Below are 26,201 nucleotides of genomic sequence, written 5' to 3'. Positions count from 1 at the left end.
GTGCAGCCGGGATGAACGCAGGCTTAAGAAAGCGCTGCCGCGTCGCAGCATTCCAGGGGGCGCAGTACGGTGCTAGAGGGATGGCATCGCCTCCAGCCCTTCGGCGCGGATCCACGCCGCGGTCCGGTCGAGCGCCCGTGTCAGGCGGTCGAACAGGGCGTCGATCTCGTCCGCGGTGATGATCAGCGGCGGGCAGACGGCGACGCGGTCGCCCATCAGGAAGCGCACGATCAGCCCTTCCGCTTGCGCGAAGGCGACGCAGCGGGCGGCCACCCCGGCCTTCGGCTCGTACTGCCGGCGCGAAGCCTTGTCGGCGACGATCTCGAGCCCGCCGATCAGGCCGAGGCCGCGCGCCTCGCCGACGATCGGGTGCTCGGCCAACGCGGACAGCCGCGCCTGGAAGTGCGGCGCCTTCGCCGCCACGCCCTCGACGATGCGCTCGCGCCTGTAGATCTCGATGGTCTTCAGGGCGACGGCGCAGGCGACCGGGTGGCCGGAATAGGTGGTGCCGTGCCCGAAGGTGCCGATCTTCCGGCTCTGCTCGCGCATCGCCTCGTAGAGCGGCTCGTCGATCGAGACGCCGCCGAGCGGCACGTAGCCCGAGGTCAGGGCCTTGGCGAAGGAGAGTGTGTCCGGCCGCATCCCCAGCGCCTCGCTGCCGAACCAGGTGCCGAGGCGGCCGAAGCCGCAGATCACCTCGTCGGCGATGAAGCGCACGTCGTAGCGCGCGAGCACCGCCTGGATCGCCGCGAAGTAGCCCTCCGGCGGGACGATGGCGCCGCCCGCGCCCATCACCGGCTCGGCGACGAAGGCGGCCACCGTCTCCGGCCCCTCCCGCAGAATCGTGGCCTCGAGCTCGTCGGCCAGCCGCTGCGAGAACGCCGCCTCCGTCTCGCCGGGCTCGGCAAACCGGTAGACGTGCGGGCAGCCGACATGGAGGAAGCCCGGCAGCGGCAGGTCCCAATCGGTGTGGTTGGCCGGCAGCCCGGTCATCGAGGCGGTGGCGATGGTGACGCCGTGATAGCCGCGCTGGCGCCCGATGATCTTCTTCTTCTTCGGTCGGCCCAGCGCATTGTTCAGGTACCAGGCCAGCTTGACCTGCGTGTCGTTCGCCTCCGATCCCGACGAGGTGAAAAAGATCTTCGAGGTCGGGACCGGCATCAGCTCCTTCAGCACCTCGGCCAGCTCGATCGCCGGATCGTGGCTGCGGCCGGAGAACAGGTGGGTGAACGGGAGCTTGCCCATCTGCGCGCGGGCGGCCTCGACGAGCTCGCCGTTGGAGTAGCCGAGCGCCGTGCACCACAGCCCCGCCATGCCCTCGATGTAGGGGCGGCCTTCCGTGTCGTAGACGTGGACGCCCTCGCCGCGCTCGAGCACCAGCGGCCCGGCGCCCCGGTGCGCATCGAGATTGGTGTAGGGGTGGATCAGGGTTTCGACGTCGCGGACGGCGAGGTTCGAGAGCATGCGGGCGATCCGGTGCTGTGGCGCGTAGGCCCGCCACACTACCGACCCGATGCGGGCTCAGGTACCCCGGCAGAACCGCGCGGCCTCGGCCGGGCCCCTTTCGTAACCGCGAAGCCTCGACGCGATGCTCGATCCCGCCACCATCGTCGCGATGCCGGCCCCCGGCCGGGCCTGCGGCGCCTGCACGCTGTGCTGCAAGGTCTACGACGTGCCCGCGGTCGAGAGCGTCGCCGGGCAATGGTGCCGCCACACCCGGGCAGGGCGCGGCTGCGCGATCCATGCCGACCGGCCCGACCATTGCCGCGCCTTCCACTGCCTGTGGATGACGGAAAGCTGGCTCGGCCCCGAGTGGAAGCCCGACCGCGCCAAGATGGTGCTCAGCCTCGATCCGGTGAACCGCAACATGAACGTGCAGGTCGACCCCGGCCAGCCGAAGGCGTGGACGCGCGAGCCGTATTACGGGCAGCTGAAGGCCTGGGCCGCGGCCTCGCTGCCGATGAAGCGCCACGTGCTGGTCCACCTCAACAAGGCGACGACGGTGGTGCTGCCGGACCGGGACGTGCCGCTCGGGACCCTGACGCCCGACGACCGCATCACCATGCGCGAGCGCATGGGCCCGCACGGCCCGACCTTCGACATCGCGGTCGTCCGCGCCGCCTGAGGGCAACCGTCGATCGGGTGCCTTTAACCCCTCCGCAACCATACCGCGCGATAAATCCGCGACCGCCATCCTCGTACCGGAACCAGCCGGGAGGATCGTCGGGCGTGGCTTTTCCAGTACGGGTCGGTTCGGCGTGGGCACGAGACGAGGACGACGCGGACGGGGCCTCATCGGGCTCGGCACCGCCTTCACGCCCTGGATGGCCGGCCTCGGGCTGCTGGTCTCCTTCACGGCGAGCGCCGGCACCGAGACCAGCTTCGGGTCGAGCCGGCTGACCGAGAGCGACGCACGCCTGGTCCCGGCCCTGCCGGCCGGCACCGTGCTGATCGGTGCGAGCCTGCGCCGCGACGGCGCCGGCGCCCTCCTCACCATCGAGCGGGCGGACGCCGTCCGCGCCCGGCGCCGGGTCGGCGACGCGCCGCTGCAGGCCGATCTCAAGGCCGAGGCGCGGGTGTTCCCGATCGTGCAGCGCGGCGGCAAGGGCGATCCGGCGCGCGCGCCGGGCCCGAGCTTCGAGCGCACCGCGGCATCGTTGCGCGAAGCCGGCTCGTCGCTGCTCTTCGCCAACCTCACCGGCAACGTCACCGGCCTGCTGACGCCGGGGACCGCCACCTGGAACCCGGACCTCGAGCCGGACGCCGGCTTCGTCCCCGTCCCCGATCTCGGGCTCGGGCGCGCCGACACCGGCACGCCCGGCGACGACGACGCGATCGCCGAGGCCGCGGAGGAACGCCGCGACGACGGCTCGACGCCGCCGGTGCCGCGCGCGGTCGCCCTGTCCTCGACGACGCCGGCGCCGGCCGACGCGACGCCGGTCGAGGTCGCCTCGGCCAGCCTGATGCTGCCGGGCCTCACCATCCGCACCGACCGGACGGAGCCGCCGGTGGCGCAATCGGTCCCCGAGGACGCTCGCCATCGCTACGCCGACCTGATCGGGCCGGACGCCATGGACAAGGAGCAGCGCTGCCTCGCCGAGGCCGTGTACTTCGAATCGCGCAGCGAGCCCGAGGCCGGCCAGGCCGCCGTCGCCCAGGTGGTGCTGAACCGCGTGAAGAGCGGGCTCTACCCGTCGAACGTCTGCGGCGTCGTCTACCAGAACCGACACCGCTACATGGGCTGCCAGTTCTCCTTCGCCTGCGAGGGCAAGGCCCTGCGCATCACCGATTCGGGCTCGTGGGCCACCGCCACCCGCATCGCGCAGTCGGTGATCGAGGGGCGCACCTACCTCGCCGAGGTCGGCGACGCGACGCACTACCATGCCGACTACGTCAAGCCGGGCTGGTCGCGGCGCCTGCGCAAGATGGACGTCATCGGCCGGCACATCTTCTACGAGCTCAAGCCCGGGCAGACGTAGGATTCGAGGACAACCAAAATTCTGCAATTCAATTCATCGAGGATTTACTTACGTAGACGGTAACTACGCACTCCGGATCGAGGGTTAATTTTACCCTACTTTCGGATAGTGCTTGCTTGTACAGCAACCCGACGGCCTCTTGAGCGTCGAGATGTGCGCGCCCTTCGCGTCATCCCTTTCGTTCCGCGTATCAGAGGAAGCCGTCATGACCGCGCCGGTCGCCCGAAACACCCTGCTCTTCGCCGCCCTCGCCGGTGCCGTCCTCGTCGCATCGCCCGCTTCGGCCGGCGGCTGCTACGGCTCCGAATGCTACCGCCACGTCTCGACCCCGCCGGTGTTCGATACCGTGCAGGAAAACGTGCTGGTGCGGCCGCCCCGCACGATCTACCGCACCACGCCGCCGGTCTACGACACCGTGTCGGAGCGGGTGATGGTCTCGCCCGGCGGCCGGACCTGGCAGACCCGGCGCGGGCCCTACGGCGAGCTGATCGGCTGCTGGGTCACCACCCCGCCGCAGTTCACGGTGCAGCACCGCCGCGTGCTGGTGCAGCCGGCGCAGTCGATCCCCGAGACGATCCCGCCGGAATACGCCAGCGTCAGCCGCCGCGTCCTCGTCGCGCCGGCCCGCTCGGGCTGGGTGCCGGTCGGCGGCGGCTATGGCGGCGGATACGGTGGCGGCTACCAGGGCGTCGGCTACGGCGGGCCGCGGTTCGGCTCGATCCCGGACGCGCTCGGCATCGCCGGCGCGAGCTCAGCCGATATCGGCGTCGGCCTCGGCTTCTCCTCGGGCAGCCTCTACGACGGCTACTAAGAGCCCCGTCCACATCGCCCCGCCGGAGCCCGACCCTCCGGCGGGTTGATTTCGCGCCGCTCCCGCCACAGGTCCCCCGAACGCATCGGGAGGCGAGCATGGCGCGGTTCAAGGCTTGGGTGATCGAGAAGGGCGAGGCCGGTCAGAGCCTGTCCTTCACCGATTTCGACGAGGCCGATCTGATGGACGGCGACGTCACCGTCCGCGTCACCCATTCGTGCCTGAACTACAAGGACGGGCTGGCGATGACCGGCGCGTCGCCGGTGGTGCGCCGTTTCCCGATGATCCCCGGCATCGACTTCTCGGGCGTCGTCGAGGCCTCCGACCACCCCGACTACAAGCCCGGCGACGCGGTGGTTCTCACCGGCTGGGGCGTCGGTGAGACGCATCTGGGCGCCTATGCCGAGAAGGCGCGGGTGAAGGGCGATTGGCTGGTGCCGCTGCCCGCCGGCCTGTCGCCCGAGCAGGCGATGGCGATCGGCACCGCCGGCTACACCGCGATGCTCTGCCTGATGGCGCTCGACGCCCACGGCCTGACCCCGAAGGACGGTCCCGCCCTGGTCACCGGCGCCTCGGGCGGCGTCGGCTCGGTCGCGGTCGCGCTGCTGGCGCGAGCCGGCTGGCACGTGATGGCCTCGACCGGGCGCGCCGGGGAAGCGGAGTATCTCAAGTCCCTCGGCGCCGCCGAGATCGTCGACCGCGACGAGCTCGGCAAGCCCGGCAAGCCGCTCGGCAAGGAGCGCTGGGCCGTGGCCGTCGACGCCGTCGGCTCGACGACGCTCGCCAACGTGCTCGCCCAGACCAAGGCCGACGGAGCGGTCGCCGCCTGCGGCCTGGCGCAGGGCATGGACCTGCCGACCTCGGTCGCCCCCTTCATCCTGCGCGGCGTGTCGCTGCTGGGCATCAACAGCGTGACCACGCCGCAGGCGAAGCGGCGCGCCGCCTGGGCGCGGCTGGCCGACGAGCTCGACCTGCAGAAGCTTGCGGCGATGACGAACCGCGTCGGCCTCGCCGAGGTCGGCGGGCTTGGAGCCGACATCCTCTCGGGCAAGATCCGCGGCCGGACGGTGGTCGAGATCGGCTGACGCGCGACGCCGAACGCCGATCGCCCCGGCGATGAGTCGGCTTCGGGACGGAACCGCGGCGCAAGCCGGGGCATTCTCGACCCATGAGCAGTGCATTCGTTCGCGAGAAGGAGGGCGGGGAAGCCTTCGAGGACCTCCCCGACCGCCCGATCTCCCCCCACACCAACTTCGTCACCCCGGCGGGGCTCGCGCAGATCGAGCAGGAGGTCGCGCGCCTCCAGGCCGAGCAGGCCCAGCTGACGCCCGACGACAAGGCCGACACCGCCCGCGTCACGCGCGACCTGCGCTACTGGACCACGCGGCTCGGCACGGCCCAGCTCGTCGAGACGGTCGAGGGCGACACCGTGCATTTCGGCTCGACGGTGACCGTGCTGCGCGAGGACGACACCCGCCAGACCTTCCACATCGTCGGCGAGGACGAGGCCGATCCGGCCAAGGGCTCGATCGCCTACGTCGCCCCGCTCGCCAAGGCGATCACCGGCAAGAGCGTCGGCGACGTCGTCGAGGTGAACGGGCAGGAAGTCGAGATCACCGAGATCAAGGCCGGCTGATCGTCGGTTCGTCCCGCCCGGCTAAGCCGTTCCGTCGTTCGCCGTACGGCCCTCGATGACCGGGCGCAGCGCGACGACCGCATCGCCGACGAAATCCATGAAGGCCCGGACCCGCACCGAATGGCGCAGATCCGGGTGCGTCAGCATCCACAGGCCGTCGGCGAAGTGGGGATCGGGTGGCCGCAGCCGGCGCAAACCTGGCCGCCGATCGGCGCTGAGGCAGGGCAGCAGGCCGATGCCGATGCCGGCCTCCACAGCCTCGCACAGGCCGGCGACCGTGTTCAGCTGCATCACGATGCGGTCCGGGTCGCCGTGCTCGGCGACGAAGCGCAGGAACCTGCCGTCGCCGACCTGCTCCGACGGCGCCACCCAATCCGCACGCCGCGGGTCGCGATCCGTATCGTCGGCGCGGCCGTAGAGGGCCCAACCGACGGTCGAGAGGCGGCGCCCGAACAGGTTCTGCGGCGGGTCGTTGCTGGCGCGGACCGCCACGTCGGCATCGCGGCGCGAGAGGTTCAGCGCGTCGTCGGACACCACCACGTCGAGGCGGATCCCCGGGCACCGGGTGCGAAAATCGGCGAGGATCGGCATCAGCAGGTCGGTGACCAGGCCCGACGGCGCGGTGATGCGGAGAAGGCCGGTCGGTTCCGAGGCGCGCCCGGCGACGTCGCGGGCGAAACGCGCGGCGGTCTCCTCCATCGCGCCGGCCGCCTCGACCATCGCCATCCCGGCCTGCGTCGCCGCGTAGCCCGCACGCGAGCGCTCGAACAGGCGTGCGCCGACGGACGCCTCGATCGCCGCGAGGCGCCGAAACGCGGTCGAGTGGTTGATGCCGAGGCGTGCGGCGGCCGCGGTCAATCCGCCATGGTCGGCGATGGCCTTCACCAGCCGAAAGTCGTCCCAGGGCGTCGCCATCCATCGACCTTGCATTCACGCAAGATCGTTCTTGCAGATCGGGGCATTTGCGCAAAGCCCGGCGGGTACGATCTTCGGGCGAGCGCGAGGCGGCCGCCGATCCCGGCATCGCCGCCCGGCCATGCGAACGGAAGCCGACGATGACGAAGATCCTGGTGCTGTACTATTCGTCCTGGGGCCACGTGGAGCAGCTCGCCCACGCCGCCGCCGAGGGCGCGCGCGAGACCGGCGCCGAGGTGCACGTGAAGCGCGTGCCCGAGCTGGTGCCGGAGGAGGTCGCCAAGCAATCGCATTACAAGCTCGACCAGCCGGCCCCGATCGCGAAGCCCGAGGAGCTGGCCGACTACGACGCGATCATCTTCGGCACGCCGACCCGCTACGGCAACATGGCCGCGCAGATGAAGCAGTTCATCGACCAGACCGGCGGCCTCTGGGCGACGGGCGCCCTCGTCGGCAAGGTCGGCTCGGTGTTCACCTCCACCGGCTCGCAGCATGGCGGGCAGGAGACCACGATCACCAGCTTCCACACCGTCCTGCTGCACCACGGCATGGTGATCGTCGGGCTTCCCTACTCGTTCAAGGGGATGAGCGACGTGCAGACGGTGTCGGGCGGCACGCCCTACGGCGCCAGCACCATCGCCGGCGGCGACGGCTCGCGCCAGCCGATCGCGATCGAGCTCGAGGGGGCGAAGTTCCAGGGCCGGCACGTGGCCGGGATCGCCGCCAAGCTGGCGGGCTGACGCCGTCGAGGGCCGGGGCGGTTCGCTGCCTCGGCCCGCCGCTGCCGGAAAAGCGCAAGAAAAAAGGCTCGGATTGCTCCGAGCCTGGAAGGAAAAAGGCCATTGGGGGCTGAACTGGCCTTCGTGATGGGGAAACAGCCCTCGCGACCCCCGGTTCCACGCCGGACGAAAGATTTTTTCAGCGCGGGGCGGCGGCCCGTCCGAGCCGGTCCAGGATCGCCTCGCCGAGGCCGTCGGCGGGGATCCAGCATACCGCGATCGTCGCGGCTCCCGACGCGTCGAGGTCGCGCAAGGCGGCGAACAGGCGGGACGCCGCCTCCGTGAGGTCGCCGCGCGGAGAGAGGTTCGAGACCGCGCGCGCGCGCTCGATCCCCACCGGGCGCGACGCACCGAACAGCAGCACCGCCTCCTCGGGCTCGACCACCTCGGCGTCGAGCCGCAACGCAGCCCGCGGCGCGTAGTGCGAGGCCAGGAGGCCGGGGCCGATCGGCCGGGCCGCATCGTCCTGCGCCGGTGCGGCCAACGCCGTCCCGAGCACGGCCGCGATCGCCGCGCGGGTGATGCCGCCGGGCCGGAGCAGCCGCGGCGGGCCGCCGAGGCAGGCGATCACCGTCGATTCGACCCCGACCGGGGTGTCGCCGCCGTCGAGCACGGCCGCGATCCGCCCGTCGAGGTCGGCGAGCACGTGGTCGGCCCGCGTCGGGCTGACCCGGCCCGAGCGATTCGCCGACGGGGCGGCGACGGGGCGGCCGATTGCGGCGAGAAGATCGCGGGCGAGCGGGTTGGCGGGAACCCGCAGCGCCACGCTCGGCAGGCCGGCACGCGCCAGGTCGCACACGGTGGTGCCGCCCGAGGCCGGCACCACCAGGGTGAGCGGGCCCGGCCAGAACGCCTCCGCGAGCCGAAGCGCGTGGTCGTCGAACGTGCCCTGACCCTCGGCGGCGGTGCGGCCGGGCAGATGGGCGATCAGCGGGTTGAAGCGCGGGCGCGCCTTCGCCGCGAAGATCCCGGCGACCGCCTCCGCATCGGTGGCGTCGGCGCCGAGGCCGTAGACGGTCTCGGTGGGGAAGGCGACGCAGGCGCCGGCCCGGATCAGGCGCGCCGCCTCCGCCACGCCCGATCCGTCGCCCGGGAGGCGGGCCGTCGGGCGCCGGCCCGAGGCCGGGGCGGGGATTGACGCGAGATCGTTCATATATAAACCATCTCCGGCGGTGACGGCGGGGCCGGTTCGGGCGTATGCCGTCAGCGGAGGGCGTGGGCCTAGCGTGCCCCCGCGCCGACCGTCAAACGAGACGCCGAGGCGCGGTCGAACCGGGCCGGGCGGGAGGAACAGCCGATGAGCTACCGCGCACCCGTGTCCGAGATGGTGTTCACCCTGCAGCACATCGCCGGGCTCGACGGCACGGGCGCGCTCGGCATCGAGGACGCGGACGCGATCCTCACCGAGGCCGGACGCCTCGCCGCCGACGTGCTCGCCCCGCTGAACCGCATCGGCGACCGGCACGGCGCGACGCTCGCGGACGGCGTCGTCACCACGGCGCCGGGTTTCGCGGACGCCTACAGGACATTCGTCGCCGGCGGCTGGAACGGGCTCACCGCCGACCCGGACCATGGCGGGCAGGGCCTGCCGCAGGTGCTCGACGCGGCCTGCACTGAGATGTGGAACGGCGCCAACCTCGCCTTCGGCCTGTGCCCGCTGCTCACCGCCGGCGGCATCGAGGCGCTGGCGGCGCACGGCTCGGAGGATCTGAAGGCGCGCTACCTCGGCAAGCTCGTCTCCGGCGAGTGGACCGCGACGATGAACCTGACCGAGCCGCAGGCCGGCTCGGACCTGGCCGCGATCCGCACCCGCGCGGAGCCGGCCGGCGACGGCAGCTACCGCATCGTCGGCTCGAAGATCTACATCACCTACGGCGCCCACGACATGGCCGAGAACATCGTCCACCTCGTGCTCGCCCGCCTGAAGGATGCGCCCGCGGGCACCCGCGGCATCTCGCTGTTCCTGGTGCCGAAGGTGCTCCCCGACGGGTCGGAGAACGACCTGCGCTGCTCGGGCCTGGAGCACAAGCTCGGCATCCACGCCTCGCCGACCTGCTCGATGGCCTTCGGCGACAACGGCGGCGCCGTCGGCTGGCTGATCGGCGAGGCGAATCGCGGGCTCGCCTGCATGTTCACGATGATGAACAACGCCCGCCTCAATGTCGGGCTGCAGGGCGTGGGCATCGCCGAGGCGGCGACGCAGCGGGCGCTGGCCTACGCCCGCGAGCGCCGGCAGGGAAAAGCGCCGGGCTCCGCCGAGACGAGCCCGATCGTCGCCCATCCGGACGTGCAGCGCATGCTGCTGACGATGAAGGCCTGCACCGCGGCCGCGCGCGGCGTCTGCTACCTGACCGCGGCCGCCCTCGACGCGGCCGAGGGGCCGGAGGGCAAGGCGGCGCTCGACCGCGCCTCGCTGCTGACGCCGGTGGCCAAGGCGTTCTCGACCGACATCGCCAACGAGGTCGCCTCCCTCGGCGTGCAGGTGCACGGCGGCATGGGCTTCGTCGAGGAGACCGGCGCGGCGCAAGCGATGCGCGACGCCCGCATCCTCGGGATCTACGAGGGCACCAACGGCATCCAGGCGATCGACCTCACCGGGCGCAAGCTCCCGTTGAACGACGGCGCCACGGTGCGCGCGCAGATCGCTGCCATGCGCCGGGTCGCCGAAGCCCTGCTCAAGGCCGCCGACCCGGCCCTCGGCCACGCGCCGGCGCGGCTGCGCGCCGGCATCGAGGCCCTCGACCGTGCCACCAGCCACCAGCTGGCGAGCCTGAGGTCCAACCGACCGGACGCGGCCCTGGCCGGCGCGACGCCGTACCTGCGGCTGTTCGGCTTGGCCCAGGGCGCGGCCTGCCTCGCCCGCGAGGCGCTGGCCGCCCGCGCCGCGCTGAAGGCGGGCGAGACCGATCCGGCGCACGCCGCGCGGATCGCGCTCGCGCGCTTCTTCGCCGAGAACCTGCTGCCGGCCGCCGACGGGCTGGCCCAGGTGGTGATCGACGGCGGCGGGTTCCTGGACGATGCGGCCGCCGTGCTGGTGGCGTGACCCAAGCCCTCCGCCCGTCATTCCGGGTCCGCGACGCGGAGCCCGGAATCCAGAACCGCAGGTGGCACCTCATCGAGCCCGGCCGGCGGCTCCGGATCCCGGGCGCACCTTCGGCGCCCCGGGATGGCGGGTCTGGAACGGAAACGGTGACATCGATCGGTCGCTGGCGAGGCCTGGAACGAATGATCAGGGGGAGGCGGAGATGAGCGAGCACGTGGCGATCACCGACGGCGCGGACGGCGTCCGGTCGATCACGCTGAACCGGCCCGAGAAGAAGAACGCGCTCACCGGGGCGATGTACGACGCGATGCGCGAGGCGCTGGCCTCGGCCGACGCGTCGGATGCCGTCGGCGCGGTGGTGTTCTCCGGGGTGCCCGGCATCTTCTGCGCCGGCAACGACATCGCCGACTTTGTCTCGCGGGCGGAAAAGGCGTTCAGCGAGGCGCCCTCGCTCCGCTTCATCCGGCAGCTCGCGCGCACGGCGACGCCGATGGTCGCGGCGGTCGACGGGATCGCCGTCGGCATCGGCACCACGCTGACGCTGCACTGCGACCTCGTCTACGCCAGCCCGGCGGCGCGCTTCCGCATGCCCTTCGTCGAGCTCGGCCTCGTGCCGGAGGCGGCCTCGAGCTACCTGCTGCCGCGGCGGATCGGCCGCCTCAAGGCGACCGAGCTGCTGCTGCTCTCGGAGATGTTCGGGGCGGATGCGGCCGAATCGCTCGGGCTCGTCAACGCGGTGATGCCCTCCGACATGCTGCTGGAGCACGCGCTCGGCCAGGCCGCTCGGCTGGCCGCCCTGCCGCGCGGCGCGCTCGCCGCCTCGCGAAAGCTGATCCGCGGGGACCAGGCCGCGGTCGAGGCGGCGCTGGACGCCGAGGCCGAGGCGTTCGACCGGCAGCTGCGCACGGAGGAGGCACAGGGCGCGTTCCGGGCATTCCTCGCCCGATCGAAGCCCGGCCCGAGGCCGTGACGCCCGACCTCGGCCAGAAGATCTGCCTCGTCGCGGGCGCCTCGCGCGGCGTCGGGCGGGGCATCGCCCGGGCGCTCGGCGAGGGGGGCGCCACGGTGGTCGTCACCGCCCGGTCGAGCGAGACCGGGCCGCGCACCGAGCAGCGCGCCGAATCGATCGAGGACACCAGCCGCGAGGTCGACGCCGCCGGCGGCGAGGGCCACCACTATCTCTGCGACCACACCAGCGAGCGCGCCGTCGACGCGCTCGTCCACTGGACCCTGCGCCGCTTCGGCCGCATCGACGTCGCGGTCTCGAGCGTCTGGGGCGGCAACGAGGGCTACGATGGCGAGCGCTACCCGGACGGGACCGGATGGGGCACGCCGTTCTGGCGCCGCTCGGCCGAGCCGTTCGCGGAATTCGCCCGCGTCGGCCCCTATCCCGGTTTGCTGCTCGCCCGCGCCGTGGCGCCGGCGATGATCGCGGCGGGATCGGGCCTGATCGCGCTGGTCTCCTTCGGCACCGAGGAGGGCTACCTCGGCGACGTCTACTACGACCTCGCCAAGGCGACGACGAACCGCCTCGCCTTCGCCTTCGGGGAGGAGCTGCGCCCGCACGGCGTCACCGCGCTCGCCCTTTCGCCGGGCTTCGTGCGGACCGAGCGCGTCTGCGACCTCGGGCAGGGCGCGCTCGCCACCGAGAGCCCGCTCTATGCCGGCCGCGCGCTGGCGGCGCTCGCCGCAGACCCCGACGTGATCGCCCGGTCGGGCCGGGTTATCCACGCCGGCGACATCGCGGCGGAATACGGTTTCACGGATGCCGACGGGACGCAGCCCGCCCGCTTCCGGATCAAGCCCTGACACGCAACGCCCGACCCACGCGCGGAGGAAGCGATGACCGGTACCCTGGTCGACAAGACCCTGTTCATCACCGGCGCCTCGCGCGGCATCGGGCTCGCCATCGGCCTGCGCGCGGCCCGCGACGGGGCCAACGTGGTGATCGCGGCCAAGACCGAGACGCCCCACCCCAAGCTCGAGGGCACGATCCACACCGCCGCCGCCGCGATCGAGGCGGCCGGCGGCCGGGCGCTGCCGCTGGTGGTCGACGTGCGCGACGAGGATTCGGTGCGCGACGCCTTCGCGCGCGCCGCGGAGACGTTCGGCGGCGTCGACATCGTGGTCAACAACGCCAGCGCGATCTCGCTCACTCCGACGCGCCAGACCGAGATGAAGCGCTTCGACCTGATGCATCAGATCAACACGCGCGGGACCTACATGGTCTCGAAATACGCGCTTCCCTATCTGGAAAAGGCGCAGAACCCGCACATCCTGATGCTGTCGCCGCCGCTCGACATGGCGGAGAAGTGGTTCTCGCCGCACCTCGCCTACACGATGGCGAAGTTCGGGATGTCGCTGTGCGTGCTCGGCCTCGCCGGCGAGCTGCGCAAGGCCGGCATCGCCGTGAACGCGCTGTGGCCGCGCACCACCATCGCGACGGCGGCGGTCAACAACCTGCTCGGCGGCGAGGCGCTGATGCGGGCGAGCCGCACCCCCGAGATCATCGCCGACGCGGCCCATACCCTGTTTCTGAAGCCGGCTCGCGAGATCACCGGCCAATTCCTGATCGACGACACGTTCCTGTCGCAGAACGGCGTCACGGATTTCTCGCAATACCGCGTCACCGCGGGCGTGCCCCTTGCGCCGGACTTCTTCGTGCCGGATGCAAGCGCGCCGCCGCCCCACGCGCTCGACTGAGCGCGTTCGTCCCTGAACGGCGCTCGCGTGAGCGCCCCCGCCCATGACGGCGCTCGACAGAGCGCCCATCCCCAGGTTCGCTCTTCGTGATCTTCATCCACCAGCCGGTCACCGGCACCGGCCAGATGCTGCTGGAGCGCCGCCCCCTCGAGCTGCAGGACCCGATCCCCGACGACACCGTCTGGCTCGACATGATCAAGCCGACGCGGGAGGAGGACCTCAAGGTCGAGGCCTTCATGGGCATCCAGGTGCCGACGCGGGAGGAGATGAAGGACATCGAGCCCTCCGAGCTGCTCTACGTCGAGGACGGCGCCCGCTACATGACCGGGCGCGTGCTCTCGAAGGTCAGCGATTCGGAGGATCCGGGGCTCGCCGGCATCACCTTCATCCTGCAGGGCCGCAAGCTCGTGACGGTGCGCTACGAGGAGCCGCAGGCGTTCCGGATGTACACCCAGCGCGCCGGCCGGGCGACCGGCAGCGGGCCGACGGGGACGCCCTCGGGCGAGACCATCCTCGCCGGCCTGATCGAGGCGGTGATTGACCGCGCGGCGGACGTGCTCCAGCTCCAGGGCGAGCGCATCGACCGGCTCTCGGGCAAGATCTTCGAGGTCCAGGCCGACCCGAGCGCGCGCAACACCGCGCTCCAAGACACGCTCCGCGCCCTCGGCCGCCACGGCGACCTGATCTCGAAGCAGCGCGAGAGCCTCGTCTCGATGGAGCGCATCCTGCTCTCGCTCTCGGCCACCTACCGGACGGCCAAGGCCCCGCGCGAGCTGCGCGAGGACGTGCGCTCGACCCTGCGCGACCTGCAATCGCTCGAGGAGCACGCGACCTTCCTGTCCTCGAAGATCCAGTTCCTGCTCGACGCGACTCTGGGGCTGGTGAACCTCGAGCAGAACAACATCATCAAGCTGTTCTCGGTCATGGCGGTGGTGTTCATGCCGCCGACGCTGATCGCCTCGATCTACGGGATGAACTTCAAGACCATGCCGGAGCTCGACTGGAGCTTCGGCTACCCGATGGCGGTGGTGATGATGGTCGTCGCCGCCGTGCTGCCTTACGTGTTCTTCCGCTGGAAGAAGTGGCTTTAGACGGCCGCCGCGGGCGGCGATCGCCGGCGGATAGGAACCTCTCGGGATGTGCGGACGCTTCTTCATCGCCCAGGCGCCCGAACGCTTCGCCGAATTCTACGGCTACCCGGAGCGCCCGAACTTTCCGCCGCGCTACAACGTGGCACCGACCCAGCCCGTGCCGATCGTGATCGCCGAGAGCGGCGCGCGGCATTTCCGGCTGGTGCGCTGGGGATTCTGGCCGAGCTGGCTGAAGGACCCCAAGACCTTTCCGCTAGTGATTAACGCGCGGGTCGAGAGCATCCTGGAGAAGGCGACCTTCCGCGGCGCGGTGCGCCACCGCCGCTGCGTCTTCCTGGCCGACGGCTTCTACGAATGGCGGCGCGAGGGCACCGGACGCGGCGCGGTGCGGACGCCCTTCGCGATCCGCCGCGCGGACGGCGCACCGATGGCGCTCGCCGGCCTGTGGGAATCCTGGCTCGGGGCGGACGGCTCGGAGATCGACACGGCGGCCATCGTCACGACGGGCGCCAACGGAACCATGGCGGCGGTGCACGACCGGATGCCGGCGATCCTCGCGCCGGAGCAGGTCGCACCCTGGCTCGACACCCGCGCGGTGGATCAGGCCGAGGCGGCGGCCCTCTGCCGTCCATGCCCGGACGACTGGCTCCGCCTCGACCCGGTCTCCGACCGGGTGAACGCCGTTCGCAACGACGACGCGGCGTTGATCGAGCCGGTCGGCCGGCCTCAGCCGGCCATCCCACCGGCGGATCGTCCAGCAGCCGAACAGCCGCGGTCCAGCGACGAGGACGCGCAAGGCAGCCTGTTCTGAACCGGCACACGCGGTAACAGAAACGTGAGGCGGACACACAACTTATGTTGGTGTCACTTCTCGCCGGCCGAGTGAACGTGCAGCATCCAACCGCCCTATGATCCTTTTTCGGTGGTTGGAGCGCGGCAGCCGTGCCCAGGACCCTACCGAGGCACGACGTGGCCGGCGTTTGCGCACCGGGCCCACGAAAGCCTGATGCGCAGGTCACGCGACAAACAAACCTGAACATCAGACGTTGATTTGACGCAAGACTGTCAGCGCCCTACCGTCTATTGCTTTCGCATTTGCACGATCATCGATTTCATCACCTGCGAGATCATATCCATGATTGCTTATCGATGCGAGAAAGCAGCTCTCAAGACCCGGATACGACAGAGCCGTCGGCGCATCGGCCATTCGAACGATCTGATGGCGCTGTCCCGCTTGGCGATCGATCGGTCGCGCGAGGCGATCCGATCCTCGAGCACGCGTTTCGCCCCGGCGTGGCAGGAACCGAAGCATGCCGTCTCCGTCGGCGCCGTCCAGACTCTCCTGGCCGACATGAACGGCGAGGCGCTCGATGCGGTCGTCGAGGACTTCTCCGCCGCCTACCGCGAAGCTGTGGCGACCGGGAACGACGAGGCCGCCGACATCGTGCGGAAGGCCCTGGTGATCCTGGGTCGCCATCTCGCCAACAGCCTTGGGCCGAAGGCCGCCGGAGTCTCGATAAATTGATTGGCTCCGTGGGAGGCCGTGCCTATGAGGTCGTCTTGTGAAAAAGCCGGATGCCCATCTGTCCATCGCGCGCGCGAGCCTCGAGCGGATCGCGCAAACGCTCGATGAGCCGGTCAGCACGTTCTTCACGGGGGGCGAGCCCGAATCCCGAGAGGTCGAGACCTTGGCCCTCGTTCGAGCCTTCGACCGCATCAGGGATCCGCAGGCCCGCGCCCGCTGCCTGACCTTCGTGACGGCCGAGGCCGACCGCTCGTAGCCGGCCCCACCCCGTGTGCGGCGCCGCGCCTTCGCGGCGACCGACCCGCACGGAGCGACGAGATTCGACCTCTTCCCTGCCTCCGGGAGGCGTGACGCTCCCGTCGCGTCCGCGCGGGCTCGGTCCCGCGTCGAGGCGGCCGCCGGCCGCTACAGCCGGCGCTTGACCGCGACCGCCCTGCGGAACACGCCGACCATCTCGACGTGGCCCGAGTACCGGAACTGGTCCACCGGGGTGACCCGCTCCAGGCCGAAGCCCGCCGCGACCAGGGTCGCCGCGTCGCGGGCGAAGGTCCCGGCGTCGCAGCTGACGCCGACGGCCAGCGGCACCTTGGATTCCGCGATCTGCTTCGCCTGCGCCTGTGCGCCGGCCCGCGGCGGATCGAAGACCACGGCGTCGTAGCCGTTCAGATCGTGGGCGAGGACGGGGCGGCGGAACAGGTCGCGGGCTTCCGTGGTGACGCCCTTCAGGCCGAGCGCGGAGCGATAGGACCGCGCGATGCCCGCCAGCGCGCCGGCCTCGCTCTCGACCGCGTGGACGGTGGCGGTGCGCGCCATCGCCAGGGTGAAGGGCCCGCAGCCGGAGAACAGGTCGACGGCGCGCTTGGTCTTCTTGGTGAAGGCGTCGCGCACCAGCCCGGATAGCGTCGCCTCGCCGGCCGCCGTCGCCTGGAGGAAGCCGCCCGGCGGCGGATGGAGGCGCGCGTCGCCCGAGGCCACCGTGACGGCCTTGCGCTCCACCACCACGTCGCCGTGCAGCGACAGGCGGGCGAGGTCGAGCTCTCCGGCGAGCCGCACCAGCGTGGCGCGCACGCCGGCCTCGACCGGGCCGTGGCCGCGCAGGTCCACGTCGAGCCCGGCCTCGGTCGCGGTCACCGCGACGTCGAGGGGCTTTCGCCCGTGCCCGAGGGGCGCACTGAGCGCCCGCGCGATCTCGGGGGCCCGATGCAGGGCCGGCACGGTGATCGGGCAATGGTCGATCGCGACGAGGGCGTGGCTGCGCGCGGCCATCAGCCCGGCCTCGGCCCGGCCCTCGACCTCGCGGACGTGCAGGGTGATGCGCCGGCGGCCCTCGCCGTGGGCGTCGATCAGCGGATCGGGAGCGCGGTCGAGCCCGGCTTGGGCCAGGGCGTTGGCGACCTGCGCGTATTTCCAGGCGGCGTAGGGCTCGGGCGCGAGGTGCTGTGTCGCGCAGCCGCCGCAGCGGGTGAAGTACGGGCAGATCGGGGCGATCCGATCGGGCGAGGGCGTCTCGATGCCGAGGAGCTCGCCGCGCCCGCCGTCGCGCCGGATCGCGACGCGCTCGCCCGGAAGCGCGAAGGCGATCGCCGTGCCGTCTTCGGCGATGCCGTCCCCGCGCGCGCCGAGGCGACGGATCGTGACGGTTTCAGATGCGGTCATCGGGTCTTTCGTGCGGTCGATCGGCGCGTGCGCCGACGAGGAATTCGGTGTTGCCGTCCCCGCCCCGGACGGGGGAGGGGATCAGGCCGAGGATCGTGAAGCCGAGGCCGGCGAGGGTGCGGCGCACCGCATCGCAGACCTCCGCGTGGACGGCGTCGTCGCGGACGATGCCGCCGCGGCCGACGCGCTCGCGGCCGGCCTCGAATTGCGGCTTGATCAACGCGATCAGGTGCGCGCGCGGCGCCAGCAGCCCGGCCACCGCCGGCAGCACGAGGCGCAGGGCGATGAAGCTCACGTCGATGCTGGCAAGGCAAGGGGCAGGGTCGAGGCTGCCCGGCGCGAGGGTTCGGATGTCGGTCCCTTCGCGGTTCGTGACCCGTGGGTCGGCGGCCAGACTGGCGTGAAGCTGGCCGTGCCCGACATCGACCGCGACGACCCGCGTCGCGCCGCGGCGCAGGAGCAGGTCGGTGAAGCCGCCGGTCGAGGCGCCGACGTCGAGGCAGGGGAGCCCGGCCGGATCGAGGCCGAAGGCGTCGAGGCCCGCCTCGAGCTTCAGGCCGCCGCGCGAGACGAAGGGGTGGGGCGCGCTGGCCTCGATCGCCGCGTCGGCCGGCAGCCGCTCGGAGGCGCGGGTGACCGCGCGTCCGTCGGCCCGCACGAGGCCGGCGGCGATGGCGGCCTGCGCCCGCGCCCGGCTCTCGAAATGGCCGTGCTCGACCAGCAGGAGGTCGGCCCTGATCCTGTCGCGCGTCATCGAGGCTGGTTCACGGGGAAGGGGTCACGAATGGTCCGGCCGCCGGGCTGCCCGGGCGGCGCGATCGAAGAAAGCCCTGTCGGAGGACCGGATGACGGCCTAACTAGCCCGACGTGGAGAGGAGAGCCATCACATGACACGCACCCTGCCGTTGCTCGCAGCCCTCGTCGGCTTCGCATCCGGCGCCACCGGAGCGCTCGCGCAGACCCCGCCGGCCGCGGAGTCGGCCCCGGCCGCCGCACCCCAGACCTTCACCGGCGAGATCAAGAACAACAAGGGCGAGACGATCGGGACGCTGACGATCCGCGACGGCGCGAACGCGCTGGTGATGCGGATCGCGATCAAGGCCGGCGGCCTGCCGCCCGGCTGGCACGGCATCCACTTCCACGCGGTCGGCGACTGCTCCGACACCGACAAGTTCATGAACTCGAAGGCGCACGTGAACCACGACCAGAGCAAGCACGGCCTGCTCAACCCCGACGGCCCGGACGAGGGCGACCTGCCCAACGTCTACGCGGCAGCCGACGGCTCGGTGAACGCCGAGGTCTCCAGCGAGACGCCGCTGACGGGCGACGGCGGCCTCCAGGACGGCGACGGCTCGGCGCTGATCGTCCACACCAACGAGGACGACCACACCACGCAGCCGATCGGCGGCGCCGGCAACCGCATCGGCTGCGCGGTGATCAAGTGACCCGCACGACGATCCGCTGAGGGGCACGAGGCCCTCGGTCACAGACGGCCGACGCCCGGCGAGGGATGTCCCGGCCCGTGCCGACCGGCGGATCGGTCGGATCTGACGCGGCGGCGCGGTCCCCGGCCGCGCCGCCGAGCGCTTCCGGTCCGCTACCGCGGGACTGCCCGACCCACTTCGACGACGAGGACGACCGACGATGACCGAAGCCGCGTTCAAGCCGACCGTCTACCTGAAGGCGGGCTGCCCGTTCTGCTTCAAGGTCCGCCTGTTCCTGCTCGAAACCGGGCAGCTGGATCGGGCGGACCTGCGCGAGTTCGTCCCCGGCGACGCGGCGGAGACGTCGATCCGCAGCCGGCTCGCGCCGGCGGTCGAGACGGTGACCTCCCCGACGGCCGAGCTTGCGCCCGGCCGGTTCACGACCGAATCCGATGCCATCGTCGCCCATTTCGCGGAGCGCGCCGGCGTCGCGCCCGATGCCTTGCCGACCTACCAGGCCTATCTCGGCGGCGTCTTAAAGAACCTCCAGTCCCTCTACCGCGAGAACATGGAGCTCAAGAACCGGTCCCGGACGGCCTGACGGGCATTCCGCGCGACGGCAGGGCCGGGCTCAGGCCCGCGCCAGGCGCGGCTTGCCTCCGAGCGCCTCCTCCACCGTGCCGTCACCGTCGAGATAGCCGTGGACCTTCGGGTTCGGCATGATCAGCGAGGCGACGAAGGCGATCGCGAGCAGGATGGTGACGTACCAGAAGAAGCTCGATTCCATCCCCGCCTCCTTGAACCACAGCGCCACGTATTCGGCGGTGCCGCCGAAGGTGGCGTTGGCGAGGGCGTAGGACAGGCCGACGCCGAGCGCGCGGACCTTGGTCGGGAACAGCTCCGCCTTCACGATGCCGCTGATCCCCGTGTAGAAGCTCACCGCCAGCAGCCCCAGCGTGATCAGGCCGAAGGCGACGTAGGGGTCCTGCGTCGCGCCGATCGCGGTCATCAGCGGCACAACCATCAGCGTGCCGAGGCCGCTGTAGAGCAGCATGTTGGCCTTGCGCCCGATCCGGTCCGACAGCGCGCCGAACAGCGGCTGGACCATCATGTAGACCAGCAACACCGCGGTCATCGTGCGCGAGGCCGTGCCCTTGTCGAAATGCGCGGTGTTGACGAGATACTTCTGCATGTACGTGGTGAAGGTGTAGAACACCAGCGAGCCGCCGGCGGTGTAGGCCAGGACCACGCAGAACGCGCGCCAATGCTTGGCAAGCTCGGAGAAGGTGCCGGCGTTCTCCTTGTCGGAGCCCGCGGTCTCGGCGAGCGAGCGCCGCAGGTAGAGGGCGACGATGGCGGCCACCGCCCCGAGGAAGAACGGGATTCGCCAGCCGAAGCTGTGCAGCTGCGCCTCGGTGAGCGCAAACTGCAGCACGATCAGCACCAGCGAGGCCAGGAGCTGGCCGCCGATCAGCGTCACGTACTGGAACGAGGCGAAGAATCCGCGCTGACCCTTCAGCGCGACCTCGCTCATGTAGGTGGCGCTGGTGCCGTACTCGCCGCCGACCGAGAGGCCCTGGAGCATGCGCGCCAGCAGCAGCAGCACGGGGGCTGCGGCGCCCACGGTCTCGTAGGTGGGCAGCAGGCCGATGAACAGCGAGCCGATGCACATCATCAGGACCGAGATGACCATCGAGGTCCGGCGCCCGACGCGGTCGGCGATGCGCCCGAACAGCCAGCCGCCGATCGGCCGCATGAAGAAGCCCACGGCGAAGATGCCGGCGGTCTGGAGAAGCTGGCTGGTGGAATCGCCCTTCGGGAAGAACGACGACGCGAAGTAGATCGCGAAGAAGGCGTAGCAGTAGAAATCGTACCACTCGACCAAATTGCCGGAGGACGAGGCGACGATCGCCCGGATGCGGCGGCTGCGGTCGGCCGCCACGTCTTCGGCGGTTGGCGCGATCCCGATCGAGTCGGACATGCTGGCTCCCTGTCTCCGTCGTTCGGACGGTGCATTCTTGATACGGGCGACGTTACAGGCGGGGACCGGGACCGCCTAGGCCGCGTGGGCGCGCGAACGAGGATGCCCACCGCCCGTGTCACGTCGTCTCCGAGAGGCACGCGCCGACGGAACGCTTTTCGGGACTGTACCGTTTCGGGGCGGTGACTTCGTCGGTCGGCGACGGACGCGGCCTTTCAACAATAACGGGACGGGATCGAGCGCCATGAACAAGATCTTTCGCGGAACGGTGACGGCCGCCGTGCTGGTGCTGGGCACGGCCACGGCCTTCGGCCAGGGCGGCCCCGGCGGCGGTGCCGGCGGGCCGGGCGGCGCCGGCGGCGCCGGCGGACCGGCGGGCGGTGCTGGCGGCGGCGCCGGCGGTGGCATGCGCGGCGGTGCAGGCCCTGGCGGCGGTGCTGGCGGTGGTGCCGGCGGCGCGATGCGCGGGAACGACGCCGGCGGCCCGGCGGGCGGCGCGGCCGAGCGCGGCGGGCCGGGCGGCGGTGCCGACCGGGCCGGTCCGGTCGGTGCCGATCGCGGGGCGCCGGGCGGTGCGGAACGCGGCGGTGCGATGCGCGACGACGGCCCCGGCGGCAAGCCCGGCGCCCGCGACGAGCGCGGCGGCCCCGGGCGCAACGAGACCGGCGGCCCCCGCGGGGATCGCGACGGTCCGGCGGCGCGCGACGGACGCGGCGACCGTGATGGTCCCGGCGCCCGTGACGGCCGGGGCGATCGCGACGGCCCCGGTGCCCGCGGCGACCGCGACGGTCGTCCGGATCGCGGCGCCCGCGGTCCGCGCGGCGGCGGCGAGGCCCGCGGCGCCTATGGGCGTCTCGGCGGCGCCGAGCGCACCCGGTTCCGCCAGGACCTGTTCCGCAGCGGCGTGCCGCGCCTGGCGGCCGGCGCCTTCGCGCTCACCGTCGGCACGGCGATCGCCCGCAGCTATGAACTGCACCGCCTCCCGCCGGCGATCGTCGAGCTGGCACCGGAATACGAGGATTACAGCTACGTCCTCGTGGACGACGACATCGTCATCGTCGATCCGGACACCTACCAGATCGTGGACGTGATCCGCGGCTGAGGCGAAAACCCGCGCCGGCCTGCCCTCCCTCCTCTGCGGGGGAGGGTGGGCCTCGTGGCGGCAAGGGTCGGGAGAGGCGGGTGCGTCGTCCGGATACGGCGCTCCCCCTCTCCCGATGTGCTTCGCGGGCCGACATTCCGCGTCAACCGAGGGGCGCGGCGGCGCATTGGGCGAGCGGCCCCGGCCCTACGTCCCGCGGTCGAGCATCCGCGAGACGACCCGCGCCGTGTAGTCGACCATCGGCACGATGCGGGCGTAGTTCAGGCGCGTCGGGCCGATCACGCCGACGACGCCGACGATGGTCTGCGACCCGTCGCGGAACGGCGCCGCGATCAGCGACGAGCCGGAGAGCGAGAACAGCTTGTTCTCCGAGCCGATGAAGATCCGCACCCCGTCGCCGCCCTCGGCGCGGGCGAGCAGGTCGATCACGTCCTTCTGCGTCTCGAGGTCCGAGAACAGCAGCCGCATCCGCTCGAGGTCCTCGATCGCGCGAAGGTCGTCGAGCAGGTTGGCCTGCCCGCGCACGATGAGCTGGCGGGCCTCGCTCGGGCCGACGGACACGGCGAGACCTGCATCAACCAGGCGCTCGGTGATCGCGTCGAGCTCGCGCTTCATCGCCTGGCGGCCCGCCTCGATCTCGGCGCGCAGGCCGCCGAGGGTGCGGCCGTGCAGGCGGGCGTTGAGGTAGTTCGACGCCTCCTGCAGCGCGCTCGCCGGCAGGCCCGGCGGCAGGTCGAGCAGGCGGTTCTCGACCGAGCCGTCGTCGGAGACGAGCACCACCAGGGCGCGTGCCGGATCGAGCCGCACGAACTCGATGTGCTTGAGCTGCACGTTGGTCTTGGTCGTCAGCACCACGCCGGCTCCGCGCGAGATGCCCGAGAGCAGGCTCGACGCCTCGGCCAGCGCCGAATCGAAGGTGTGCCGCGAGGCCGCCGCCCGCATCTGCGCCTCGATCCGCTCCTGCTCCTCGCGGCCGACATCGCCGAGCTCGAGCATCGCGTCGACGAAGAAGCGCAGGCCCAGCTCGGTCGGCAGGCGCCCGGCGGAGGTGTGCGGCGCGAAGATCAGCCCGGACTGCTCCAGGTCGGACATCACGTTGCGGATCGAGGCCGGCGACAGGGTCATGGGCAGGATGCGCGCGAGGTTGCGCGATCCCATCGGCTCGCCGGTGGAGAGATAGCCCTCGACGATCTGCCGGAAGATCTCGCGGGCACGCTCGTTCAGCGCGGCGAGGGCCTGCGCCTGCGGCGGTTGGGAGAAGGGTCGGGAAAACTCGGTCACGCGCGGTTCCTGGCCGATGATTGTGTCCCGCTAAAGCCTGCGGATCAATCCATGAGCTTCTCATACGGCGCTCGGGCGCCTCGGGTTGCCGCGTGTGGCGGCGCAGCCTAAGCACCCCGCTCGAATTCGGGAATCAGGAGAACGCCGCATGCGGCCTTCGAAGCGCGCGGCCGACGAGTTGCGCAAGGTCACGCTCGAGCGCTCGGTCGCCCGCTACGCGGAGGGCTCCTGCCTCGTGACCTTCGGCGAGACCCGGGTCCTGTGCACCGCCTCGCTGGAGGAGCGCGGGCCGCACTGGCTGCGCGGCTCGGGCAAGGGCTGGATCACGGCGGAGTACGCCATGCTGCCGCGCGCCACGCACGAGCGCACCCGCCGCGAGGTCAATTCCGGCAAGCCCTCGGGCCGGACGCAGGAGATCCAGCGGCTGATCGGGCGATCTCTGCGCGCCGTCACCAACCTGCCGGCGATGGGCGAGAAGCAGATCACCGTCGACTGCGACGTGATCCAGGCCGACGGCGGCACCCGCACGGCATCGATCACCGGCGCCTGGGTCGCGCTGCACGAGTGCTTCGCCTGGATGCGCGCCCGCTCGATGATCTCGGTCGACCCCTTGCGCGACCACGTCGCCGCCATCTCCTGCGGCATCGTCAAGGGCGCCGCCGTGCTCGACCTCGACTACGCCGAGGATTCGGGCGCCGAGACCGACGCCAACTTCGTCATCACCGGCACCGGCGGCCTCGTCGAGGTCCAAGGCACCGCCGAGGGCAAGCCGTTCTCGGAGGACGAGCTGCTCGCGCTGCTCCGGCTCGCCAAGGGCGGCGTCGCCGACCTCGTCGCCCTCCAGAAGCAGGCGATCGCATGAGCCACCGCATCCTCTCGGGCCGGGTCGTGATCGCGACCCACAATGCCGGCAAGCTGGTGGAGATGCGCGAGCTGCTCGCGCCCTTCGGCGTCGAGGCGGTCTCGGCCGGCGAGCTCGGGCTCGCGGAACCCGACGAGACCGGCACGATGTTTTCCGAGAACGCCGCGATCAAGGCGGTCGCCGCCGCCAACGCCGCGGGCCTGCCGGCCTTCGCCGACGATTCGGGCCTGTGCGTCGATGCGCTCGATGGGGCGCCCGGGCTGTTCTCCGCCCGCTGGGCCGGCGCGTCCAAGGACTTTTCCGGCGCGATGGCGCGGATCTTCGCGGAGCTGGACCTGCGCGGGGCGAGGGACCGGCGGGCGCATTTCGTCTCGGCTCTGGTGCTGGCCTGGCCCGACGGCCATACCGAGCTGTTCGAGGGCCGCGTCTTCGGCGACCTCGTCGAGCCGCGCGGCACGGCCGGCTTCGGCTACGACCCGATGTTCCGGCCCGACGGCTTCGACCGCACCTTCGGCGAGATCGCGTCGGAGGAGAAGCACGGGGTCGACTGGCAGACCGGCGACGCCCTCTCGCACCGGGCCCGTGCCTTCGTGAAGCTCGCCGCCGCATGCCTGCGCCGGCCGGGCTGAACGGATCGGGCGATTGCCAAACGGCGCGCACGCGAGCACATCGCGTGCGATGACTGACCGTTCAGGCCCGGACCACCCGACCCGCGATGCGGGCTTCGGCGTCTACGTGCATTGGCCCTTCTGCGCCTCGAAGTGCCCGTATTGCGACTTCAACAGCCATGTCCGCCATGCGCCGGTGGACGAGGCGCGCTACCTCGCGGCCTTCCGCGCCGAGATCGCGCACGTGGCGGGGCGCACCCCCGGCCGCACCGTCTCGAGCATCTTCCTCGGCGGCGGCACGCCCTCGCTGATGCAGCCCGCGACGGTCGCCGGCATCCTCGATGCCATCGCCGCAGCCTGGGGCGTCGAGCCCGGCGCCGAGATCACGTTGGAGGCCAACCCGACCAGCGTCGAGGCCGGGCGCTTCCGGGGCTACCGCACGGCCGGGGTCAACCGCGTCTCCCTCGGCGTCCAGGCCTTCGACGACGCTTCGCTCAAGAGCCTCGGGCGGCTGCACAGCGCCGAGGAGGCCTTCGCCGCGATCCGGGTCGCGCAGGGCGCGTTCGACCGCAGCTCGTTCGACCTGATCTACGCGCGCCCGAACCAGACCGCCGCGGCGTGGCGGCGCGAGCTCACCGAGGCGATCGGCCGGGCGGCCGAGCACCTCTCGCTCTACCAGCTCACCATCGAGCCCGGCACGCCGTTCTACGGGCTCGCCGCCGCCGGCCGGCTGGTGCCGCCCGACGACGAGACCGCCCGCGCGCTCTACGACGTGACCCAGGAGGTCTGCGACCGGGCGGGCCTGCCGGCCTACGAGATCTCGAACCACGCGCGTGCCGGCGCGCAGTCGCGCCACAACCTGCTGTACTGGCGCTACGGCGAATATGCCGGCATCGGCCCCGGCGCGCATGGCCGTCTCGTGACGGAGGCCGGCCGACTCGGAACCGTCACCGAGAAGGCGCCAGAGGCCTGGCTCGCCCGCGTCGAGCGCGACGGCCACGGCATCGCCGAGACCGAGACGATCGCCGGCGCCGACCAGGGCGACGAGTTCCTGATGATGGGCCTGCGCCTGTCCGAGGGCATCGACCCGGCGCGCTATGCCGCGCTCAAGGGCCGCCCGCTCGACGGGTCGCGGGTCGCGGCGCTGATCGGCGACGGCCTCGTGGCGCGGCTCGACGGCGGCCGCATCGCCGCGACCGCGCGCGGCGCTCCGGTGCTCAACGCCGTGGTCGCGAGCCTCGCGGCGTGATGCCGTACGCCTCCGCGCGCGCGTCGAAAGCCGATCCGTGAGCCGGCGACGACGCC

Annotated in this window: 27 protein-coding genes; 20 read left to right on the top strand and 7 right to left on the bottom strand. The window is 71.8% G+C overall.

The window, feature by feature from the left end:
- Positions 1-72: 72 nt before the first annotated feature.
- The gene (locus MKK60_RS10940; protein ID WP_243985681.1) at positions 73-1,464 is read right to left on the bottom strand and encodes an aminotransferase; all 1,392 of its coding nucleotides are present in this window, start codon (positions 1,462-1,464) and stop codon (positions 73-75) included.
- 124 nt (positions 1,465-1,588) lie between these two features.
- Here MKK60_RS10940 and MKK60_RS10935 point away from each other — a divergent pair, with 124 nt between their 5' ends.
- From MKK60_RS10935 to greA, 5 genes are all read left to right on the top strand, one after another.
- Positions 1,589-2,125, top strand: coding sequence for a hypothetical protein (locus tag MKK60_RS10935; protein WP_147843704.1), 537 nt, complete (start codon positions 1,589-1,591; stop codon positions 2,123-2,125).
- Between the two features lie 199 nt (positions 2,126-2,324).
- Positions 2,325-3,479 carry a cell wall hydrolase gene (locus MKK60_RS10930; protein WP_243985699.1) on the top strand — a complete coding sequence of 385 codons (1,155 nt, stop codon included), beginning with the start codon at positions 2,325-2,327 and terminating at the stop codon, positions 3,477-3,479.
- Between the two features lie 205 nt (positions 3,480-3,684).
- Entirely contained in the window at positions 3,685-4,290 is a 606-nt protein-coding gene (locus MKK60_RS10925; RefSeq protein WP_147728531.1) for a hypothetical protein, read from the top strand.
- A 98-nt stretch (positions 4,291-4,388) separates the two neighbouring features.
- On the top strand, positions 4,389-5,375 hold the full coding sequence (locus tag MKK60_RS10920; RefSeq protein WP_243949523.1) for an MDR family oxidoreductase: 987 nt from the start codon (positions 4,389-4,391) through the stop codon (positions 5,373-5,375).
- An 83-nt stretch (positions 5,376-5,458) separates the two neighbouring features.
- On the top strand, positions 5,459-5,926 hold the full coding sequence (gene greA / locus MKK60_RS10915; protein WP_147841914.1) for a transcription elongation factor GreA: 468 nt from the start codon (positions 5,459-5,461) through the stop codon (positions 5,924-5,926).
- 21 nt (positions 5,927-5,947) lie between these two features.
- Here greA and MKK60_RS10910 read toward each other — a convergent pair whose 3' ends face one another.
- Complete coding sequence (locus tag MKK60_RS10910) at positions 5,948-6,841, bottom strand: LysR family transcriptional regulator (protein WP_147841913.1); 894 nt, start codon at positions 6,839-6,841, stop codon at positions 5,948-5,950.
- Between the two features lie 140 nt (positions 6,842-6,981).
- Here MKK60_RS10910 and wrbA point away from each other — a divergent pair, with 140 nt between their 5' ends.
- Entirely contained in the window at positions 6,982-7,581 is a 600-nt protein-coding gene (gene wrbA / locus MKK60_RS10905; RefSeq protein ID WP_147728527.1) for an NAD(P)H:quinone oxidoreductase, read from the top strand.
- 178 nt (positions 7,582-7,759) lie between these two features.
- Here wrbA and MKK60_RS10900 read toward each other — a convergent pair whose 3' ends face one another.
- Positions 7,760-8,773, bottom strand: a complete 1,014-nt coding sequence (locus tag MKK60_RS10900) for an L-threonylcarbamoyladenylate synthase (protein ID WP_243949517.1) — start codon at positions 8,771-8,773, stop codon at positions 7,760-7,762.
- A gap of 144 nt (positions 8,774-8,917) precedes the next feature.
- Here MKK60_RS10900 and MKK60_RS10895 point away from each other — a divergent pair, with 144 nt between their 5' ends.
- The 8 genes from MKK60_RS10895 to MKK60_RS10860 all read left to right on the top strand — a co-directional run bounded on the left by MKK60_RS10895 (position 8,918) and on the right by MKK60_RS10860 (position 16,238).
- Positions 8,918-10,663 (top strand): acyl-CoA dehydrogenase, encoded by a 1,746-nt coding sequence (locus MKK60_RS10895; RefSeq protein ID WP_243985672.1) that lies wholly within the window; start codon positions 8,918-8,920, stop codon positions 10,661-10,663.
- 202 nt (positions 10,664-10,865) lie between these two features.
- Entirely contained in the window at positions 10,866-11,633 is a 768-nt protein-coding gene (locus MKK60_RS10890; protein WP_243937352.1) for an enoyl-CoA hydratase-related protein, read from the top strand.
- A complete protein-coding gene (locus MKK60_RS10885; protein WP_243985670.1) occupies positions 11,630-12,472 on the top strand; it encodes an SDR family NAD(P)-dependent oxidoreductase in 843 nt (280 codons plus the stop codon). Before MKK60_RS10890 ends, MKK60_RS10885 begins: the two co-directional genes overlap by 4 nt.
- A 33-nt stretch (positions 12,473-12,505) precedes the next feature.
- Entirely contained in the window at positions 12,506-13,366 is an 861-nt protein-coding gene (locus MKK60_RS10880) for an SDR family oxidoreductase (RefSeq protein ID WP_243985662.1), read from the top strand.
- An 86-nt stretch (positions 13,367-13,452) separates the two neighbouring features.
- A complete protein-coding gene (locus tag MKK60_RS10875) occupies positions 13,453-14,457 on the top strand; it encodes a magnesium transporter CorA family protein (protein ID WP_147728142.1) in 1,005 nt (334 codons plus the stop codon).
- Between the two features lie 46 nt (positions 14,458-14,503).
- The gene (locus tag MKK60_RS10870; protein ID WP_243985660.1) at positions 14,504-15,268 is read left to right on the top strand and encodes an SOS response-associated peptidase; all 765 of its coding nucleotides are present in this window, start codon (positions 14,504-14,506) and stop codon (positions 15,266-15,268) included.
- A 240-nt stretch (positions 15,269-15,508) separates the two neighbouring features.
- Positions 15,509-15,982: a hypothetical protein gene (locus MKK60_RS10865; protein ID WP_243985659.1), complete on the top strand. Its 474-nt coding sequence runs from the start codon at positions 15,509-15,511 to the stop codon at positions 15,980-15,982.
- A gap of 37 nt (positions 15,983-16,019) precedes the next feature.
- The gene (locus MKK60_RS10860) at positions 16,020-16,238 is read left to right on the top strand and encodes a hypothetical protein (RefSeq protein WP_243985658.1); all 219 of its coding nucleotides are present in this window, start codon (positions 16,020-16,022) and stop codon (positions 16,236-16,238) included.
- A gap of 149 nt (positions 16,239-16,387) precedes the next feature.
- On the opposite strand, the gene MKK60_RS10855 is transcribed toward MKK60_RS10860, so the two are convergent.
- Both MKK60_RS10855 and MKK60_RS10850 read right to left on the bottom strand, forming a co-directional pair.
- The gene (locus tag MKK60_RS10855) at positions 16,388-17,638 is read right to left on the bottom strand and encodes a class I SAM-dependent RNA methyltransferase (RefSeq protein ID WP_243985657.1); all 1,251 of its coding nucleotides are present in this window, start codon (positions 17,636-17,638) and stop codon (positions 16,388-16,390) included.
- Entirely contained in the window at positions 17,625-18,392 is a 768-nt protein-coding gene (locus MKK60_RS10850; RefSeq protein WP_243985656.1) for a TlyA family RNA methyltransferase, read from the bottom strand. Before MKK60_RS10850 ends, MKK60_RS10855 begins: the two co-directional genes overlap by 14 nt.
- A 133-nt stretch (positions 18,393-18,525) precedes the next feature.
- Here MKK60_RS10850 and MKK60_RS10845 point away from each other — a divergent pair, with 133 nt between their 5' ends.
- Both MKK60_RS10845 and MKK60_RS10840 read left to right on the top strand, forming a co-directional pair.
- Entirely contained in the window at positions 18,526-19,083 is a 558-nt protein-coding gene (locus MKK60_RS10845) for a superoxide dismutase family protein (protein WP_243985655.1), read from the top strand.
- Between the two features lie 199 nt (positions 19,084-19,282).
- A complete protein-coding gene (locus MKK60_RS10840) occupies positions 19,283-19,663 on the top strand; it encodes a glutathione S-transferase N-terminal domain-containing protein (RefSeq protein ID WP_243985654.1) in 381 nt (126 codons plus the stop codon).
- Between the two features lie 30 nt (positions 19,664-19,693).
- Here MKK60_RS10840 and MKK60_RS10835 read toward each other — a convergent pair whose 3' ends face one another.
- The gene (locus tag MKK60_RS10835; protein ID WP_147729610.1) at positions 19,694-21,043 is read right to left on the bottom strand and encodes an MFS family transporter; all 1,350 of its coding nucleotides are present in this window, start codon (positions 21,041-21,043) and stop codon (positions 19,694-19,696) included.
- A gap of 244 nt (positions 21,044-21,287) precedes the next feature.
- On the opposite strand from MKK60_RS10835, the gene MKK60_RS10830 reads away from it, so the two are divergent.
- Positions 21,288-22,145 carry a DUF1236 domain-containing protein gene (locus tag MKK60_RS10830; protein ID WP_243985651.1) on the top strand — a complete coding sequence of 286 codons (858 nt, stop codon included), beginning with the start codon at positions 21,288-21,290 and terminating at the stop codon, positions 22,143-22,145.
- 186 nt (positions 22,146-22,331) lie between these two features.
- Here MKK60_RS10830 and hrcA read toward each other — a convergent pair whose 3' ends face one another.
- Positions 22,332-23,426 (bottom strand): heat-inducible transcriptional repressor HrcA, encoded by a 1,095-nt coding sequence (gene hrcA, locus MKK60_RS10825; protein WP_147728964.1) that lies wholly within the window; start codon positions 23,424-23,426, stop codon positions 22,332-22,334.
- A gap of 148 nt (positions 23,427-23,574) precedes the next feature.
- Here hrcA and rph point away from each other — a divergent pair, with 148 nt between their 5' ends.
- From rph to hemW, 3 genes are read left to right on the top strand one after another with little or no spacing between them, the layout of a single operon-like run.
- Positions 23,575-24,288, top strand: a complete 714-nt coding sequence (gene rph / locus MKK60_RS10820; RefSeq protein WP_147728963.1) for a ribonuclease PH — start codon at positions 23,575-23,577, stop codon at positions 24,286-24,288.
- Positions 24,285-24,917 (top strand): RdgB/HAM1 family non-canonical purine NTP pyrophosphatase, encoded by a 633-nt coding sequence (gene rdgB, locus MKK60_RS10815; RefSeq protein ID WP_243937362.1) that lies wholly within the window; start codon positions 24,285-24,287, stop codon positions 24,915-24,917. Before rph ends, rdgB begins: the two co-directional genes overlap by 4 nt.
- 49 nt (positions 24,918-24,966) lie before the next feature.
- A complete protein-coding gene (hemW, locus tag MKK60_RS10810; protein WP_147844311.1) occupies positions 24,967-26,145 on the top strand; it encodes a radical SAM family heme chaperone HemW in 1,179 nt (392 codons plus the stop codon).
- The last annotated feature ends 56 nt before the right edge of the window (positions 26,146-26,201 follow it).

It is taken from the genome of Methylobacterium sp. J-092 (assembly GCF_022829325.1).
Taxonomy (GTDB): Bacteria; Pseudomonadota; Alphaproteobacteria; order Rhizobiales; family Beijerinckiaceae; genus Methylobacterium.
This window is presented reverse-complemented; position numbering and strand designations above follow the sequence as displayed.

Coding starts and splice junctions, on each gene's coding strand:
- MKK60_RS10895 (WP_243985672.1), top strand. CDS start 8,918: ATGAGCTACCGCGCACCCGTGTCCGAGATGGTGTTCACCCTGCAGCAC.
- hemW (WP_147844311.1), top strand. CDS start 24,967: ATGACTGACCGTTCAGGCCCGGACCACCCGACCCGCGATGCGGGCTTC.
- MKK60_RS10830 (WP_243985651.1), top strand. CDS start 21,288: ATGAACAAGATCTTTCGCGGAACGGTGACGGCCGCCGTGCTGGTGCTG.
- rdgB (WP_243937362.1), top strand. CDS start 24,285: ATGAGCCACCGCATCCTCTCGGGCCGGGTCGTGATCGCGACCCACAAT.
- rph (WP_147728963.1), top strand. CDS start 23,575: ATGCGGCCTTCGAAGCGCGCGGCCGACGAGTTGCGCAAGGTCACGCTC.
- MKK60_RS10930 (WP_243985699.1), top strand. CDS start 2,325: ATGGCCGGCCTCGGGCTGCTGGTCTCCTTCACGGCGAGCGCCGGCACC.
- MKK60_RS10920 (WP_243949523.1), top strand. CDS start 4,389: ATGGCGCGGTTCAAGGCTTGGGTGATCGAGAAGGGCGAGGCCGGTCAG.
- MKK60_RS10910 (WP_147841913.1), bottom strand. CDS start 6,841: ATGGCGACGCCCTGGGACGACTTTCGGCTGGTGAAGGCCATCGCCGAC.
- MKK60_RS10870 (WP_243985660.1), top strand. CDS start 14,504: ATGTGCGGACGCTTCTTCATCGCCCAGGCGCCCGAACGCTTCGCCGAA.
- MKK60_RS10880 (WP_243985662.1), top strand. CDS start 12,506: ATGACCGGTACCCTGGTCGACAAGACCCTGTTCATCACCGGCGCCTCG.
- MKK60_RS10840 (WP_243985654.1), top strand. CDS start 19,283: ATGACCGAAGCCGCGTTCAAGCCGACCGTCTACCTGAAGGCGGGCTGC.
- MKK60_RS10900 (WP_243949517.1), bottom strand. CDS start 8,773: ATGAACGATCTCGCGTCAATCCCCGCCCCGGCCTCGGGCCGGCGCCCG.
- wrbA (WP_147728527.1), top strand. CDS start 6,982: ATGACGAAGATCCTGGTGCTGTACTATTCGTCCTGGGGCCACGTGGAG.
- MKK60_RS10890 (WP_243937352.1), top strand. CDS start 10,866: ATGAGCGAGCACGTGGCGATCACCGACGGCGCGGACGGCGTCCGGTCG.
- MKK60_RS10845 (WP_243985655.1), top strand. CDS start 18,526: ATGACACGCACCCTGCCGTTGCTCGCAGCCCTCGTCGGCTTCGCATCC.
- MKK60_RS10835 (WP_147729610.1), bottom strand. CDS start 21,043: ATGTCCGACTCGATCGGGATCGCGCCAACCGCCGAAGACGTGGCGGCC.
- MKK60_RS10925 (WP_147728531.1), top strand. CDS start 3,685: ATGACCGCGCCGGTCGCCCGAAACACCCTGCTCTTCGCCGCCCTCGCC.
- MKK60_RS10940 (WP_243985681.1), bottom strand. CDS start 1,464: ATGCTCTCGAACCTCGCCGTCCGCGACGTCGAAACCCTGATCCACCCC.
- greA (WP_147841914.1), top strand. CDS start 5,459: ATGAGCAGTGCATTCGTTCGCGAGAAGGAGGGCGGGGAAGCCTTCGAG.
- MKK60_RS10850 (WP_243985656.1), bottom strand. CDS start 18,392: ATGACGCGCGACAGGATCAGGGCCGACCTCCTGCTGGTCGAGCACGGC.
- MKK60_RS10935 (WP_147843704.1), top strand. CDS start 1,589: ATGCTCGATCCCGCCACCATCGTCGCGATGCCGGCCCCCGGCCGGGCC.
- MKK60_RS10855 (WP_243985657.1), bottom strand. CDS start 17,638: ATGACCGCATCTGAAACCGTCACGATCCGTCGCCTCGGCGCGCGCGGG.